Here is a 14,989-nt window from a genome sequence, read left to right on the forward strand (position 1 = left end):
CACTTACATTTATCAAATTAAACTTCAGGGAGGCGGACGATGAGGGCGATCGTGGTCACGGATCAGGCTGCGGGAACGGCCGGGATGACGCTGGCCGAGCGGCCCGAGCCGCAGGGGGCGGCGCTCGCCGGCCTCTCGGGCGCGAACTACGGCGATGTCGTTGTTCAGGTTCATGCGTCGGGATTCACCGGGGATGAGCTGTCGTGGCCCTCGACCTGGGTCGATCGACTCGGCCGTGACCGGACGCCGTCGATCCCCGGCCACGAGGTGGCCGGAGTGGTCACCGCCCTCAGCTATGGGACGACGGGGCTGTCGGTGGGACAGCGGGTGTTCGGCCTCACGGACTGGGTTCGCGACGGCACGCTGGCGGAGTACGTCGCCGTCGAGGCGCGCAACCTCGCGCCGCTGCCGGGCGACGTCGACTTCACGGAGGGCGCGGCCCTCGTGATGTCGGGCCTGACCGCGTGGCAGGGGCTGTTCGAGCACGGTCGCCTCCGGGCGGGGCAGACCGTCCTCGTGCACGGTGCGGCCGGCGTCGTCGGTTCGATGGCGACCCAGCTCGCACGTGAGGCCGGCGCCTACGTCATCGGCACCGGGCGCGCCGCCGGCCGTCAGACGGCGCTCGACTTCGGCGCGCAGGAGTTCGTCGACCTCGAGAACGACGCCCTTGAAGAGATCGGCCGAGTCGATCTGGTCTTCGATGTCCTCGGCGGCGACATCGCGATGCGGTCCGCACGCCTGATCCGGGCCGGAGGGACGCTGGTGACCATCACCGGCCCGACCGAGGCACGACCCGCTCAAGGCCTCGCGGTTGACTTCGTCGTCGTACCCGATCGCGCCCAGCTGAGCGAGATCGTCCGGCGGGCGCGCGACGGGCGAGTGCGGACGAACATCGGCGAGGTCGCGACCCTCGATGACGCCGTCGCGGCCTTCAACCCGACCGAGCGGGTCAACGGCAAGACGATCATCCGCGTTCGTCCGTGAGCGACACGTACCTATTGATTCTTTACTTCAACCTCCCCGGCGCTGACCAACCGGGGCAATCCAACCACCTCCTGGAAAGGCAGGCCCACTGATGCGCACCGTGATCGCGATCGCCCTCGGGGCGGCTCTGGGGGCCGGGGGCCTCGCGCCGGCCCAGCACGAGAAACACGGGGATGCCGCGAAGGTCGAGTCGCTGCTGGTGCAGGACATCTCCGAGAGGATCGACGGCAAGGAGGCGCGGGTCTCCGTGCTCGAGGTCTCGTACGGGCCGGGGGGCTTCACCCCGCCGCACCGCCACCCCGGGGCGGTCTTCGGGCACGTGCTGGAGGGAGAGCTCGAGGCCCAGCTCGAAGGCCAGCCGCTGCGGAAGCTGGAGGCCGGCGACACGTTCTACGAGCCGACCATGGCGCTCCACTCCGTCTCGCGGAACCCGAGCAAGACGGCGAACACGCGGCTCCTCGCCGTCATCCTGCACCCGAGGGACGCCAAGGAGTTGGTGATCCTGGAGGAGCCCAGGCGTTGAGCCCCCTCGCCCGGGGAATGACGACGACCCGGCCCGCGTTCGGGATGGCGGACGGGTGCGGGGGCGCGAGTGTCGCCCGGGTCCTGATTCTCGCTCCGGATGATTCCGGCCGATTTTCGGGTCGACTGTGCCTTGTCGGGCTTGTGGACCGGGGCCCTGGCAGGGCGGACTTTGGGCTCCTCGCTGCGGCGAATGGGGATCGAACCATGCGATCGACGAAGCGACTCTCCAACGCGGCCCCCGTCGTCATGCGCATGGCGCTGGCCGCCGGATTCTTATCGGCGGTGGCCGACCGTTTCGGACTCTGGGGGCCGATCGGCACACCGGGGGTGTCGTGGGGCGGGTTCGCCGAGTTCCTGGATTATACCGCGACGCTCCTCCCCTTCCTGCCGGCCACGCTCGTGGCGGTTGCCGGCTGGGCGGCGACAGCGGCCGAGACCTTGCTGGGGGTCGCACTCCTCGCCGGCGTGCGCGTTCGCCTGGCCGCGCTCGCCAGCGGAGTCCTGCTCCACACCTTCGCCATCGCCATGACGACCGCGCTCGGCCCCGAGGCGCCGCTGTCGTACTCGGTCTGGACCGCGGCGGCCGGGGCCTTCTTGCTGGCCCGCGACCAGCCGGCCGCGTCGTGGGCCCTTCACTCACGAGAAGAACCCTCGACCGAGGTGGCATCCTCGGGGATTTCCTCGGGTCCAGTGTCCACCTGCCACTCTCCGTGAAACGGCCGGGGAATAACGGGCGCAACATCGGGCACTGCGAAATCGGCCACACCGTCAGCGTGATGACAGACAGGTTTCCCCTCGGCGATTCTCAACTTCTGCGGGTGACCCGTCGCGGACCAGGAGTCGCCTTCCCGCGACTCGTCACATGACGCAGGACGAGGGCACAACAATTATTTCCCGAAAGCGACGAGGTAACACCATGCTTGGATCATTCAGGTCGAACGTGACCGTGGGTATCGCGGTCCTGGTCGGGATCGCCGGACTCTCTTACGTGCTGGTCGCCTCGGCCGCGCCGCCCGGCGGGACGACGGCGGCGGTCGAGTTCACGCCCGACGGCAAGCTCAAGCGGCCCGTCGGATATCGCAACTGGGTGTACGTCGGCGAGGTCGTGACCCCCAACGACATGAACGACGGCGAGGCCTCGTTCCCCGAGTTCCACTCCGTCTACATGGACCCGGAGAGCTTCGCCGAGTACGAGAAGACCGGCAAGTACCGGGATGGCACCGTCCTGGTGAAGGAACTCAGCAGCGTCGGCTCAAAGAAAGCCCCCAGCGGCAATGGCTATTTCCAGGGCGAGTTCACGGGCCTGGAGGCCTCGATCAAGGACTCGAAGCGCTTCAAGGACGAGCCCGGCAACTGGGCGTACTTCAGCTTCGGCCATAAGTATCCGCTCAAGGCGGAGGTGTCCAAGAACGCTGCCGTTGCGTGCAATCAGTGCCATCAGGACAACGCTCAGAAGGATGATTGGGTCTTTAGCCAGTATTACCCCGTCCTGCGTGCGGCGGCCCCTCATTCGAAGTGAAGCTGGCAGGGCGTGTCCGGGTCGGTCCCATCCCGGATACGCCCACATCCCCACCCCGAGGAGACTCGACCATGAATACCAAGACCCCGGGCCGGCTCGCCGCCGGATTCCTGGCCGCGATGGCTCTCGTCGCGGCGACGATCGCGCCGGCTTCATCGGGGCGGGACGGCCCGCCCGCCCGAGCGGCCGGCGACTTCTCGCCGTACGTCACCAAGGACGGCGGAATCTCGCGGCCGACCGATTACCGAGACACGTTCGAATATCTGGGCTCGTATGCGGTGGCCACGAAGCCGGACAAGCCGCTCGACGAGATGCACGTCGTCTATGCGCGGCCCGAGGACGTCCGGGCGTATCGCCGTGACGGCAAGTTCCCGGACGGCGCGACGTTGGTGAAGGAGGTCACCCGGGTCGGCTCGGAGAGGCTCACCACGGGGCAATCCCACTGGGCCACCGACGTCAAGCTCTGGTTCGTGATGATCAAGGACGCGGAGGGACGTTTCCCGGGCAACGACCTGTGGGGCGACGGGTGGGGCTGGGCCCTCTTCCTGGCGGACGAGCCGGCACGCAACGTGGCGACCGACTACTCGACCGACTGCAGGACGTGCCACGTCCCGGCCAAGAAGGACGACTGGGTGTATGTCCGCGGATACCCGGTGCTCCAGAAATGACGGGCGTAAATCGAATCGTCGGGGACTCGGATCAGGGCCCGCATCGCGGAATCGCAATCCGTGTCGAAGTCCTGCGGTTCAAGGATAAGGGCTTCGTTTCGCAACTGAACGAGGAAACGCCGGACTCTCGAGGAGATAGCCATGCAGACGAACGCGGACGCGCAACGCGATCTCGATGCACTGACCGCCCTGAACCTCGACTTCTTCGCGTCGGTGCAGGAGGGGGATGTGAAGCGTTTCGAGGAGATCCTGGCCGACGACTTCATGAGCTCGCAGCCGGACGGCACGCTGCTCGACAAGGCCAAGTTTCTCGAGCTGACGGCGCAGCCGGTGACGATCAGCGGGCTCGTGGCCGAGGACGTGCGAATCCGCGTGCTGGGCGATTTCGCGATCATCCATGGGCGCTTCGACTCCCGCTCGGCTGACGGCAAGCCGCGCCGGGGCCGTTACACCGACAACTGGGCACGCCGCGACGGCACCTGGGCTGCCGTCTCGGCACACTTCCATCTCGACCAGGACGGATAGGTCGGACCGCCGGGTGGCATCGGGCTGCTTGAGGACAAGTCCGGCCCTTGTTAACGCTCGCGGCCGGCATTGGTGTCGGAGTGGCCGTTGCGTTTGCAGCCGACCAGGACCACCGCAAGGCCGTGGAGGTGCCCCGGCTTTCCCAGCGGGACATCATCGAGAAGCATGACGGGAAGGCTGCCAGTGCGACGGTGGTAGAAGTGACCATCGAGCCCGGCCAGAAGGATTCACCGCACCTGCATACCGGCACCAGGACCCGCCTCCTCGCAGTGATCCTGCGCCCCCGCGGCACCAGAGAAACGACAGTCCCGGAGCAGGGCAAGGAATCGGGATCGTGGCTCGTGACCGCTCGCTGCACTACGAACTCCCGAAGGGCGGTCCATGAAAACCCGCCGACCTGGGATCGCGGCGGGCCCGAGTCACTCGCCTTCGAGGACGCACGCCGGGCGGGCGACCATAACCAAGCCGAACAAACAGGAATCCCGGCGAGTCCGTGACACCGACCGCAACATCACAGGAGACAGACAGGAAGATCCTCATGAAAACAATGCGTGTCGCCCAGGTCTCTCGACCCGGCGGGCCCCTCGAGCTCGTCGAGCGCCCGATCCCCGACCCGGGGCCGGTGTCCGTTCGGATCAAGGTCCAGGCCTGCGGCATCTGCCACAGCGACGCGATGACCAAGGAGGGCCTCTGGCCCGGCATCGCCTTCCCGCGCGTCCCGGGGCACGAGGTGGTCGGCGTGATCGACGCCGTGGGTGAGGACGTCCCGGGGCGGTGGCAGCCCGGCCGGCGCGTCGGCGTCGGGTGGCACGCCTGGCACTGCCTCTCCTGCGACAACTGCCGCCGAGGCGACTTCTTCGCCTGCCAGACCGGCGCACGGGTGACCGGCATCTCGTTCGACGGCGGCTACGCCGACTACATGGTCGCCCCCGCGACGGCCCTCGCACGAGTGCCCGCGGAGCTGCCCGCCCCGGACGCCGCGCCGCTGATGTGCGCCGGCGTGACGACCTTCAACGCGCTCCGCAACAGCGGCGCCCGGCCGGGCGACCTCGTCGCGGTCCTCGGCCTCGGCGGGCTCGGCCACCTGGGCGTCCAGTACGCGGCGCGGATGGGGCTCCGCACCGCCGCGATCGCCCGGGGTAAGGACAAGGAGCCGCTCGCCCGGCGGCTCGGCGCGGCGCACTACATCGACAGCCAGGCCGCCGACCCCGCCGCGGAGTTGGCGAAGCTGGGCGGCGCCAGGGTCGTCCTCGCCACCGTGACGCACGGCCCGGCGATGGGCGCCACCGTGGGCGGGCTGGCGCCGCGCGGCCGGCTGATGGTCCTGGGGGCCGCCGAGTCACTGGAGACCTCCCCGCTGCTGCTCATCGGGGGCCGCCGGTCCGTCGAGGGCTGGTACGCCGGCACGTCCATCGACACGGAGGACACGCTGGCGTTCAGCGTCCAGTCCGGTGTCCGTCCGATGAACGAAGTGTACCCCCTGGAACGGGCCGCCGAGGCCTACGACCGCATGATGAGCGGCAAGGCGCGCTTCCGGGTCGTGCTGACGATGTGAGCCGGGAGGGCTGAACGACGGCGCACCCCATTCTTGTCACGGGCGCCGCGGGCCGGGTTGTCGGCGTGGGCGTCGTCGCCTCCCGGCTCGTGCGGCCCGAGTTTCCGGTCGTGATCGAAATCGTCGCCGCCAAGGCATGAAAACAACGCGAGGAATGAACTCGAAGGGGGAAAAACGTGCCGCATCCCGAGGAATACGACGTGGTGGTGCTCGGCAGCGGGAGGGCCAGATTCTTCGCCTGGTCGCTGGCCTCGCAGGGGAAGCGCGTGGCGGTCGTCGAGCGGCGGAATCTCGCGGGATCCTGCCCGACCGTCGCTTGCGCCCCGAGCAAGAACGTGATCCACGGTGCGAAGGTCGCCAATTACTTCCGCAGGGGCGCCGAGTTCGGCATCGCCGCGGGCGACTGGAAGGTCGTGATGCCGGCTGTCCGCGACCGCAAGCGGAAGATGGTCGATGGCATTGTCGCTCGCAATGTCGATGCGTATCGGGAGAGCGGCGCGGAGCTCGTCAAGGGGCAGGGCCGCTTCGTCGGGCCGAGGACGATCGAGGTGACGGCCGACGACGGTACGCGCACCCTTCGCGGCGAAGTCGTCGTGATCTGCACGGGCTCCCGCGCGCGGATTGACCCGATCCCCGGTCTCGCCGAATCGCGGGCGATGACGCACGTCGAGGCCCTCGAACTGGACCGAGTCCCGAAGCACCTCCTCGTCCTGGGGGGCGGCTACGTCGGACTCGAGATGGCCCAGGCCCTGAGACGCTTCGGCAGTCGCGTCACGGTCATCGAGCGGAACGACGCCCTGGCCCCCCGCGAAGATCGCGACGTCTCGGAAGCGCTGCGGGAACTCTTCGACGACGAGGGGATCGAGGTGCTGACGGCCACGCCCGTCGCGCGCGTGGAGGGGCGATCCGGCGAGTCCGTGAGGCTGCTCGCGACGCACGGCGTGATCGAGGGATCGGACCTCCTGGTTGCGAGCGGCCGGACGCCGAACACCGACGGCATCGGCCTGGAGACCGCCGGGATCGAGCGGGACGACTGGGGCTACATCAAGGTCGATGAACGGCTGCGGACCACGGCCGCCGGCGTGTGGGCAGTGGGCGATTGCGCCGGCAGCCCCCACTTCACACACATGGCCGACGACGACGTCCGCGTGGTCCGCGATAATCTCGCCGGCATTGACCGGACGACGACCGGGCGTCTGGTACCCTTCTGCCTGTTCACCGACCCCGAATTGGCCCGCGTCGGCATGAGCGAGTCGGAGGCGGAGCGTCGCGGGATCGCCTACCGTCTCGCGAAGATCCCGGTGACCGCCATCCTCCGCTCCAGGACCCTCTCCGAGCCGCGCGGCTTCTACAAGACGCTGGTCGCCGCCGAGAGCGATCGCATCCTCGGCTTCACCGCGTTCGCCCCCGAGGCCGACGCTGTCATGACGACCGTCCAGGTCGCGATCTCGGCGGGTCTCCCCTACACGGCCCTGCGCGACGCGACCTTGACCCACCCGACGATGTCGGAAGGCCTCGCCGCGCTGTTCCACGCAGTGCCCGACCGATCCTGATCCGCCGTCGGCCGCCACAACCCAGGCTTCACCTGCGAGGGAGACTTACCTCACCCGCTACGGCCTGGTGATCGTGCTGCTCTGGATCGGCGGCATGAAGTTCACGCGCTCTCGTGGCGGCCACCACTCAGGGTGCAGTTCACAACGACCAGGGATGAGGGCAAGTTGACTCGGGTTTACGGGACGGGGTCGCCATGGCGAGACAGAACCGGGCCACACCCTTCGACGATGCGCCCCCCGCAGGAAGCGACCTCCTGGCCCGGCCCTATCACGCCAGGCAGCTTGCCCCGCAGGCGGCCATGGAGATCACCGAACGGCCGATCCTGGCCAACGAGATTCGAGTTTGATCCGGCTCACGGGCTGTAGGGTTGTGGTTCGCTGCCGAATTCTGTGGCCAGAGCGTTCTTCCGGGAAGCGAGCCATCGAACCGAGTTGAAAATATCAGTTCACGTGATGGCAATACTGAGGTCCGCCGCGCGGTGCGCCCACGTTGCTCCCTTTGCGCGCGATTGCCGATGACGAGGAGTCACCCCCATGACGACGAGGATTATCCGCCTGACAGCGCTGGCGATGGCCCTACTCATCCCACTGGCCCCGACACGCGCAGGTTGGGCTGGCGGGATCGGGGTGCTCGGCGACAGCTACTCCGACGAGTATCAATTCTACCCCCCGCACCGGAGCACGGCCCGCAACTGGGTCGAGATCCTCGCCGCGACGCGGGGGCTGGACTTCGGTGCGTTCAGCACCGCGAGCCGGGGCGAGCCCCGGAACCAGGGCTTCGCCTACAACTGGGCCCGCAGCGGCGCGACGACCGAGGACATGATCGCGACCGGTCAGCATACCGGCCTGGCCGCGCAGGCCGCCCGCGGCGAGGTCAGCCTCGTGGTCGTCTTCATCGGCGGCAACGACTTCATCGTCGCGATGAAGACCTCCGACCCGGTGGAGGCATTCCAGGACGTTGGCCCGCGTGCCGAGGCGAACCTCGAGCGTGCCATCGCGACGATCCTCAAGGCCCACCCGGACGTCAAGGTGGTCATCTTCACCGTGCCCGATATCCGCGACTTACCCGAGTTCCGCGTGCCGCTCCACGCCGGCCGCTTGCCCCGCGCCTACGCCGATGCCGCCACCGCCACCATCCGGCAGTACAACGCCCGGATCAGGGCTCTCGCGGCGCGTGAACCGCGGGTCGCGGTCCTTGACTTCGAACTGTTCACGCGGGCCTCAGAGCTGATCTACCCCGAATCGGTCCCGGTCGCAGGCCATCCCATCGTGCGGTCCGGTCCCAGCGACGACCCCCACCATCTCTTCCTGGGCGATGTCCGCCATCTCGGGACCGTGGGCCAGGGTCTGCTCTCCGCCCTGCTCATCGTGACGATCGACGCCAAGTTCGCCGCCGGCGTGCCGCCGCTTTCGGAGCGCGAGGTCCTCGAATTCGCCGAGAACCTCGACCGGACCGCGACGAAGCTTGCCGCCTGGCCGGCAGTCGGCGGTTCGGATTCACCTGACCCGGGCGGGGTGAAATGAGGCGCGTCGCCGTTGATGACCCCGCGGCCTGCTGTGGGTCCCGGATCGTGAGCGCTGAAGCGGTGGCTCTTGGGAAGATGGGCGGTTCGAGCCGAGGGAGTCTCCAGGACATGCGTCCCCGAATCGTCTGGGTAACTGCCGCGGCGATCTCCCTGATTTCGGCCCTCGGAGCGGGACCAGCTGGGGGTGATGGCCAGGCGGACCAGCCAGCCGGGCTTGTGCTGGCCCGCCCCTACTCCCGGGGGAAGATCCCCGTAATTCTCATCCACGGACTCGGATCCAGCCCAAGGTCGTGGGCCCCGATGATCGAGGCGCTGGAGGCCGACCCATCACTGCGCGAGGGCTACCAGTTCTGGACCTTCGGTTACGCGACGTGCGCCCCGATCCTCTACTCGGCCCACCTGCTGAGGCAGGACTTGCACGCGGCGCGGGGCCGGCTCGACCCTGATCGCACGGACTGCGCCTTTGATCACATGATCCTCATCGGCCACAGCATGGGAGGTTTGCTGGCCAAGATGATGGCCCAGGACAGTCGGTCGTATCTCTGGGAGCTCCGCAGCCCCCAGCAGTTCGAAGAGCTCGTCGGCCCGCCCGAGGACCGCGACCTGTTGCGTCAGGTGGTGTTCTTCAAGTCCCAGCCCGAGGTCCGGCGGCTGATCTTCATCGCGACACCACACCGGGGTAGTCGGCTCGATCGAGGGATCATCCGCCGAGTTGGGGGGCGGCTCTGTCGGCTGCCGGAGCCATTGAAACAGGCTCACCAGAGGCTGCTGGCGAGCAACGGACCCGCCTTCTTCACACCCATGATCAGGCGGCTGCCCACGAGCATCGATCAATTGGCCTGGGAGTATCCCGAACTCCAGGCGTTGGTCGCGTTGGGCATCGACCCGGGGGTGACGTACCACTCGATCATCGCCGACCTCCGCGATCCACCCCTCGCAGGCGGGACCGACGGTGTCATACCTTACGCCAGCGCGCACCTCGATGGCGCGAGCTCCGAGCTCCTGGTCCACGGCGGCCATCTCTGCCAGGCCCACCCCCTCGTCATCCGGGAGGTCGGGCGAATCCTTACGGAGCATCTTCGGCTCCCGGTCGCCACGCGGCTGGGAGGACGCCCTCAAGACGTTTCCTCCCGATATCGAGCTTCCCATGAAGCGGCTCGGCCATGCGCCGCCGGGTTTCCTTAAATGGCTGACCACAGCCCGCTCCCCAGCGTCCTCCCGCTCCCGGTTCACCTGGACCACCACCGCCACGCCCGGCCGCTCGGCCGGCTGGCCCTCGGGGTCGTAGACGACGGTCACCTACCGCTCCTCATGCCGGCCGTGGCCGTCCTCCTCCGACGTCGTGCCCGTTACACCGGCCCCCCTCGAAGTCGGCCTCACACGCCCGGTCGAACACCGCCTGGACCGCATCGTGCAGCGCCGTCTGGTTGTCCTTCAGGCCGAGCAGGAGGCGGTCGTTGTACTGGCCGGGGTCGTAGAGGCCGTCCTGATCGGCGATGAGCACGCCGAAGACGGAGGCCAGCTCGAGCAACTGGTACCAGTCCTTGCAGGAGCGGGCCAGCCGGCTCATCTCCGACCCCAGGATGAGCCCCATATGGTTCAGGCCGACCTCGGCTAGGAGCCTTTGGAACCCGACGCGGTCGGCGGCCGAACTGCCGCTGCGGCCGAGGTCGTCGTCGATCACCAGGACGCGGTCGGGCCGCCACCCGAGTTCCTCAGCCCGGCGGGCGAGCTTGTACTGGAGGTCGGTTGACTCCCGGTTCTCGAGGACCTGTCGCTGGGTCGACTGGCGGACGTAGACGACGGCGAGGCGTTCGAGATGAGGGCGGCGGATCTTGTTCGACGTGCCTGACGGCCACGGATCAGACCGGGTCATTGCCCACCCCCTTCGGCGGCCGGGGGCGCAGCCGCTCGGCGAGGACGCGTCCCAGGACGCCGAGCACGCGTCGTCGGTCTTGATCCGGAAGAACCGCCCAGAGGCGGGTCAGCTGAGGTTGGGTGTCGTGGAGGTGGGGAGGCGTCGCCTCCGTGTTGTGCGTGGCATGGTCGATCCTTCCGGGTGTCCGCCTGGCGTCGCTGGAGCCAGCTCGCCAGACTCAAGAGAGAGGGGAGAGACGGCGCAGGTGCACCTTGAGTATCGCCCGAGACACGGGGTGTGTCGATCGGTGCAGTCTGTCCAGCAGGTGAAGACGATCAAGCGGCAGATGTACGGTCGGGCGGGATTCCCGCTCTTGAAGGCCCGCGTCGTGAACGCGGCATGATCCCGAGGCTCGATTGCAGTCAGTGAAGATGGGGGCTTTGTCATCAAGAGTGCGGGAGAACCCCTCTTACACGATCATTTCCACCGCCCCGGCGGGGGGCCTGCAGGTGGTGCTCCCGCATCAGCCGCCGGACCCGCTCGGAGGCCGTTCGGATGCCCTGATGGCGGAGGCGTGCCCAGACCTTGCGATAGCCCTCGCCGTGGAACGGGCTCTCGGCCAGGACCCGGCGGATGTGGACGACCAGGTCGGCGTCGGTGGCGGCCCCGACCGGGCCCCGCTTCCTGGGGGCCGGTCGCTGCTCCGGCGGGACCGCCTCACGGGCCTTGAGGAAGTAGGCCGTGGAGCGGGCCATGCCGAAGATGCGGCAGACCCGCTGCATGCCGTAGGGCTTGCCGGTCGAGGGGGAGGCGGAGCGGCTCAGGTGCTCCGCCTCCTCGACGCAAAAGGGCGGCCGCTCTCCATCTGCTGGCACTTCCGGCCGAGCAGCTCGTTGTCCATCGTGAGTTGGCCGACCTTGGACTGGAGCCGGGCCACCAACTCGTCCCGGTCGTCGGCCGGTCGGCTCTTCATCGCCGCGGTGCCGCCGTCGAGGAAGGCGTCCCGCCAACCCGAGAGGGTGGCGGCGACGGCTCCCAGCTCCCGGGAGAGGGTGTCGAGGTCCTCGCCCCGGAGGAGGCGGAGGACGGCCTCGGTCTTCCGCCTGGCCGAGAAGCGTCCACGATCCTGGCTGTCGGTCTTGGTGCTGGGCTTGGTCATCTCGGGCACTCCTTCCAGAGCCATTATGGCTCAAGGGAATGTCCAGAGAAAATCCCCGGCGAGGGACGATGTTGGTGTTCGAGAGCACGGCCAAGCATCGGGAAAGAGCCCCCCCTTGGCACCGCACCGATCGTGCTCGGCTGCCCAGCCTTGATCCGACGACCGACCTGTCATGGACAGATTGCGTCGATCCGACCGTCGACCTATACCATTCAACGCGATGGCCTTACGGTCGCGGCCCAGGCACATGCCCAAGACCGGCCGCAAGGGCTTCGCGGCCCTCATGAACCGCTATCTGCCGGCGTCAGGCGGGAGAGCTTGACCCGGTCAAGCCCCGCCCGGCCGCGAGCCGATAAGACACCTGTGCTTTGCCAGTGCTCCGCGCCAAAAACCCATGCTAACCGGCGGCTCGCCGCCCGTTATTGCACCCGCCGCGAGCGGCAGGCGAGGCACCCACAACCGAGGCCGGGTAGGGCTTGCCTACCCGGCCTTTGGTGTTTCTTAAGATCCCTCTCGTTCAGCGCTCTCGCTTATCCGTCACCAGCCACGACCGCCTCTCCCAAGCCCAGACGGTCAACGAACCGGGGCGACGCTCGCGGTGCCGTACCGAGCGAACCAGTCCTCGAACCGCGTCGTCCCGATGATGGCCCCGTCCCCGGGATTGAGCCCGCGCTCGTCCAACGCCGCCCCGAAGTAGCCGGCCTGCGGGTCGGCGATCACCTTCCGCTCGTCCCCACTCGCGGAGAGGTAGCGTCCTACGAACTCGGCGATGGAGAGCGACTCGGGCCCCGCCACCTCGAGCATGCCGTTCGCTGGCGGCTTCATTGCGACATCGGCCAGGGTGGAGGCCACGTCGTCGGCCGCCAGCGGCTGCATGCGGGCGATCGACAGCCGGACCTCGCCGTCGCCCTTCCCGGCGATCCCGCCCAGGAACTCGAAGAACTGGGTGGCCCGGAGGATCGTGTACGGCACCCCGCCGGCCTGGATCAGGCCCTCCTGGGCGACCTTGGCACGCATGTACCCGCTGTCCTTCATCCGGTCGGCCCCGACCACCGACAGCGCGACGTGGTGCCCCACGCCCGCGGCCTTCTCGGCGACCAGGATGTTGCCGGTCGAGGTCCTGAAGAACTCCATCACGGCGTCCTCCGACCAGGACGGGGAGTTCGACACGTCCACAACGACACGGGCGCCCGCGAAGGCCTCGGCCAGGCCCTCGCCGGTGAGCGTGTTTACGCCCGTCGACGGTGACGCCGACACGACCTCATGTCCCCGCCCGGTGAGGTTCGCCACGAGCTTCTTGCCGATGAGCCCGCTGCCGCCGATGACCACGATCTTCATGCTGTCCTCCCTTGGGAATCGTCCTATTCGATCTCGGCCACCGCCCAGCGGCCGAGCTTGTCCGGGTTGGCCGTGATGTAGATCGCCCGCACGTCTCCCTCGACCCTGAGCGACAACACCGCGTGGATCGCGTCGCCGGAGCGGAATACCAGCCCCGGCTCGCCGTTGACCGTCGCGACGCCGACGTCCTGCATGTACGGCTTGCGCAGCACCCCGACCAGGAAGCGGGCGACCTTGTCCCGGCCGCGGATCACCACCCGGGCCGCCGTCGCCTTGCCGCCGCCGTCGGAATGGAGCTCGATGTCCTCGGTGAGCATGGCCTCGACCGCCTTCACGTCTCCAGATCGGCATGCCGCCAGGAACCGCTCCGCCAGGCCATCCGCCCGCGCCGAGGCCGCCGGGAACCGGCGATGGCCTTCGAGGCCCAGACGCCCTCGCGCCCTGCTCACCAATTGACGGGCGGCCGCCTCGGTCTTGCCGACCGCCTCGCCGATCTCGGCGTATTCGTAGTCGAAGACGGTGCGGAGCAGGAACGCCGCCCGCTCGTCGGGCGTGAGCCGCTCCAGCAGGAGCAGGAACGCCTGGGTGAGCGACTCGGCCAGGGCGTCGCCACGCGCCACCTCCCGCGTCTCCACCGGCTCGGGCACCCACGGGCCGACGTATTCCCGCCGCTTCCGCTCCCGCAGCCGGTCGATGCAGATGCGGGTGGTGGTGCGGACCAGGAAACCCTCGGGCGAGGAGACGCCCCCGGTCGTCTGGTAACGGACGAAGGCGTCCTGCACGGCGTCCTCGGCGTCGGCCACGCTGCCGAGCATCCGGTAGGCGACGGACATCATCTTCGGCCGCAGGGCGGTCACGTCGTCGATCATGGCGTCCTCAGCCACTCCTGCCGCCGCGGGAGGAACCCGAACGTCTCCTTAGCCTTGGCGTTCGACGCCCCCCGAAGTTTCGTCCCGTAGTACACCGCGTCCTCCCCCGCGGACGCCAGGGCCTGCTCAACCGTAACATGCGGAGGCGGCGGGCCGCCGACGAACCGGGCAAAGGCCGGCAGCCAGAGGGCGACCGGCGACGGGTCGTCATCGACGATGTGATACGCGCCGGGCGGGATGGTCAACGCGTCGGCGGTGGCGACGGCCGCGTCGTCGATGTGGACCCACGACCAGACGCCCTCGCCGTCGCCGATGATGGGGAACTCGCCCCTGCGGACCTGATCGGCCGAGGCGCCTTCCTGGTGATACCATGTGCCCGGCCCGTAGAAGAAGCCGTACCGCATGGCGACCCCCTCGATGCCCTCTGCTCCCAGGACCCGCGACTCCAGCTCGGCGTAGGTGCGGGCGTGGTCCGCGATGCGGGGGCTGGCGTCGACCGCCATCCCCTCGGATTCATCACCGAGCCCGGGGCCGGGCCGGAGGAAGAATCCGCTCGCCTGCTGGATGTACCTCCGCGCCCCGCAGGCCAGCGCGGTGCGGTGGAGGTTGCCGCCGCCCTCGAGCCTCAGCTTCCGGTCGCCTGCGGCGGCGTCGGACATCCGGGACGGATCCGCGGGCAGCGCCGTCAGCTCGTCGATGACGACCTCGGCCCGGGCTTCCTTCATGGCCCGCCCGACGGCATCCGCGTCGAGTGCGCTCACCCGCGCGACGGTCGCCCCCAGAGCGGCCAGGGCCTTCGCCCCCGCGTCCGACCGGGTCATGCCCGTGACCATATGGCCACGGCGGATCAGCTCCGCGACGAGCGGGCGGCCGATGGCCCCGCTCGCCCCGGCGACGAGGACGTTCATGG

At 68.7% G+C, this 14,989-nt stretch carries 17 protein-coding genes and 1 pseudogene; 12 read left to right on the top strand and 6 right to left on the bottom strand.

Annotated elements, in window-relative coordinates:
* Positions 1 to 39: 39 nt before the first annotated feature.
* From ElP_RS20640 to ElP_RS20690, 12 genes are all read left to right on the top strand, one after another.
* Entirely contained in the window at positions 40 to 984 is a 945-nt protein-coding gene (locus tag ElP_RS20640) for an NADP-dependent oxidoreductase (protein WP_145272479.1), read from the top strand.
* A gap of 91 nt (positions 985 to 1,075) precedes the next feature.
* Entirely contained in the window at positions 1,076 to 1,507 is a 432-nt protein-coding gene (locus ElP_RS20645; protein ID WP_231749197.1) for a cupin domain-containing protein, read from the top strand.
* A gap of 206 nt (positions 1,508 to 1,713) precedes the next feature.
* Positions 1,714 to 2,223 carry a hypothetical protein gene (locus tag ElP_RS20650; protein WP_197446231.1) on the top strand — a complete coding sequence of 170 codons (510 nt, stop codon included), beginning with the start codon at positions 1,714 to 1,716 and terminating at the stop codon, positions 2,221 to 2,223.
* A 202-nt stretch (positions 2,224 to 2,425) separates the two neighbouring features.
* Complete coding sequence (locus tag ElP_RS20655) at positions 2,426 to 3,028, top strand: cytochrome P460 family protein (RefSeq protein ID WP_145272483.1); 603 nt, start codon at positions 2,426 to 2,428, stop codon at positions 3,026 to 3,028.
* Between the two features lie 71 nt (positions 3,029 to 3,099).
* A complete protein-coding gene (locus ElP_RS20660; RefSeq protein WP_197446232.1) occupies positions 3,100 to 3,696 on the top strand; it encodes a cytochrome P460 family protein in 597 nt (198 codons plus the stop codon).
* A 141-nt stretch (positions 3,697 to 3,837) separates the two neighbouring features.
* Positions 3,838 to 4,221, top strand: a complete 384-nt coding sequence (locus ElP_RS20665; protein WP_145272485.1) for a nuclear transport factor 2 family protein — start codon at positions 3,838 to 3,840, stop codon at positions 4,219 to 4,221.
* A gap of 47 nt (positions 4,222 to 4,268) precedes the next feature.
* Positions 4,269 to 4,718 (top strand): hypothetical protein, encoded by a 450-nt coding sequence (locus ElP_RS38425; protein ID WP_197446233.1) that lies wholly within the window; start codon positions 4,269 to 4,271, stop codon positions 4,716 to 4,718.
* A 41-nt stretch (positions 4,719 to 4,759) separates the two neighbouring features.
* Complete coding sequence (locus ElP_RS20675) at positions 4,760 to 5,776, top strand: alcohol dehydrogenase (RefSeq protein ID WP_145272487.1); 1,017 nt, start codon at positions 4,760 to 4,762, stop codon at positions 5,774 to 5,776.
* A gap of 176 nt (positions 5,777 to 5,952) precedes the next feature.
* Positions 5,953 to 7,329, top strand: a complete 1,377-nt coding sequence (locus ElP_RS20680) for a dihydrolipoyl dehydrogenase family protein (protein ID WP_145272489.1) — start codon at positions 5,953 to 5,955, stop codon at positions 7,327 to 7,329.
* Positions 7,330 to 7,523: 194 nt separating this feature from the next.
* On the top strand, positions 7,524 to 7,676 hold the full coding sequence (locus ElP_RS38430; RefSeq protein WP_197446235.1) for a hypothetical protein: 153 nt from the start codon (positions 7,524 to 7,526) through the stop codon (positions 7,674 to 7,676).
* Between the two features lie 187 nt (positions 7,677 to 7,863).
* Positions 7,864 to 8,853, top strand: coding sequence for a GDSL-type esterase/lipase family protein (locus tag ElP_RS20685; protein WP_145272491.1), 990 nt, complete (start codon positions 7,864 to 7,866; stop codon positions 8,851 to 8,853).
* Between the two features lie 110 nt (positions 8,854 to 8,963).
* Positions 8,964 to 10,040, top strand: a complete 1,077-nt coding sequence (locus ElP_RS20690; RefSeq protein ID WP_197446236.1) for an esterase/lipase family protein — start codon at positions 8,964 to 8,966, stop codon at positions 10,038 to 10,040.
* Between the two features lie 247 nt (positions 10,041 to 10,287).
* Here the strand turns inward: ElP_RS20690 and ElP_RS20695 are convergent.
* The 6 genes and pseudogenes from ElP_RS20695 to ElP_RS20720 all read right to left on the bottom strand — a co-directional run.
* Positions 10,288 to 10,731: pseudogene (locus ElP_RS20695) on the bottom strand (recombinase family protein); the annotation flags it as partial.
* 428 nt (positions 10,732 to 11,159) lie between these two features.
* Positions 11,160 to 11,588 carry an IS3 family transposase gene (locus tag ElP_RS20700; protein ID WP_197446237.1) on the bottom strand — a complete coding sequence of 143 codons (429 nt, stop codon included), beginning with the start codon at positions 11,586 to 11,588 and terminating at the stop codon, positions 11,160 to 11,162.
* On the bottom strand, positions 11,534 to 11,872 hold the full coding sequence (locus ElP_RS20705) for a helix-turn-helix domain-containing protein (protein ID WP_145272499.1): 339 nt from the start codon (positions 11,870 to 11,872) through the stop codon (positions 11,534 to 11,536). The genes ElP_RS20700 and ElP_RS20705 overlap by 55 nt, the downstream gene beginning before the upstream one ends.
* Before the next feature lie 573 nt (positions 11,873 to 12,445).
* On the bottom strand, positions 12,446 to 13,210 hold the full coding sequence (locus ElP_RS20710) for an SDR family oxidoreductase (protein ID WP_145272501.1): 765 nt from the start codon (positions 13,208 to 13,210) through the stop codon (positions 12,446 to 12,448).
* Between the two features lie 23 nt (positions 13,211 to 13,233).
* Positions 13,234 to 14,079, bottom strand: coding sequence for an RNA polymerase sigma factor SigJ (gene sigJ / locus ElP_RS20715; RefSeq protein WP_145272503.1), 846 nt, complete (start codon positions 14,077 to 14,079; stop codon positions 13,234 to 13,236).
* Entirely contained in the window at positions 14,076 to 14,987 is a 912-nt protein-coding gene (locus ElP_RS20720) for an NAD-dependent epimerase/dehydratase family protein (protein WP_145272505.1), read from the bottom strand. The genes sigJ and ElP_RS20720 overlap by 4 nt, the downstream gene beginning before the upstream one ends.
* Positions 14,988 to 14,989 lie beyond the last annotated feature (2 nt).

The organism is Tautonia plasticadhaerens (assembly GCF_007752535.1).
In the GTDB taxonomy this organism is placed as follows: domain Bacteria; phylum Planctomycetota; class Planctomycetia; order Isosphaerales; family Isosphaeraceae; genus Tautonia; species Tautonia plasticadhaerens.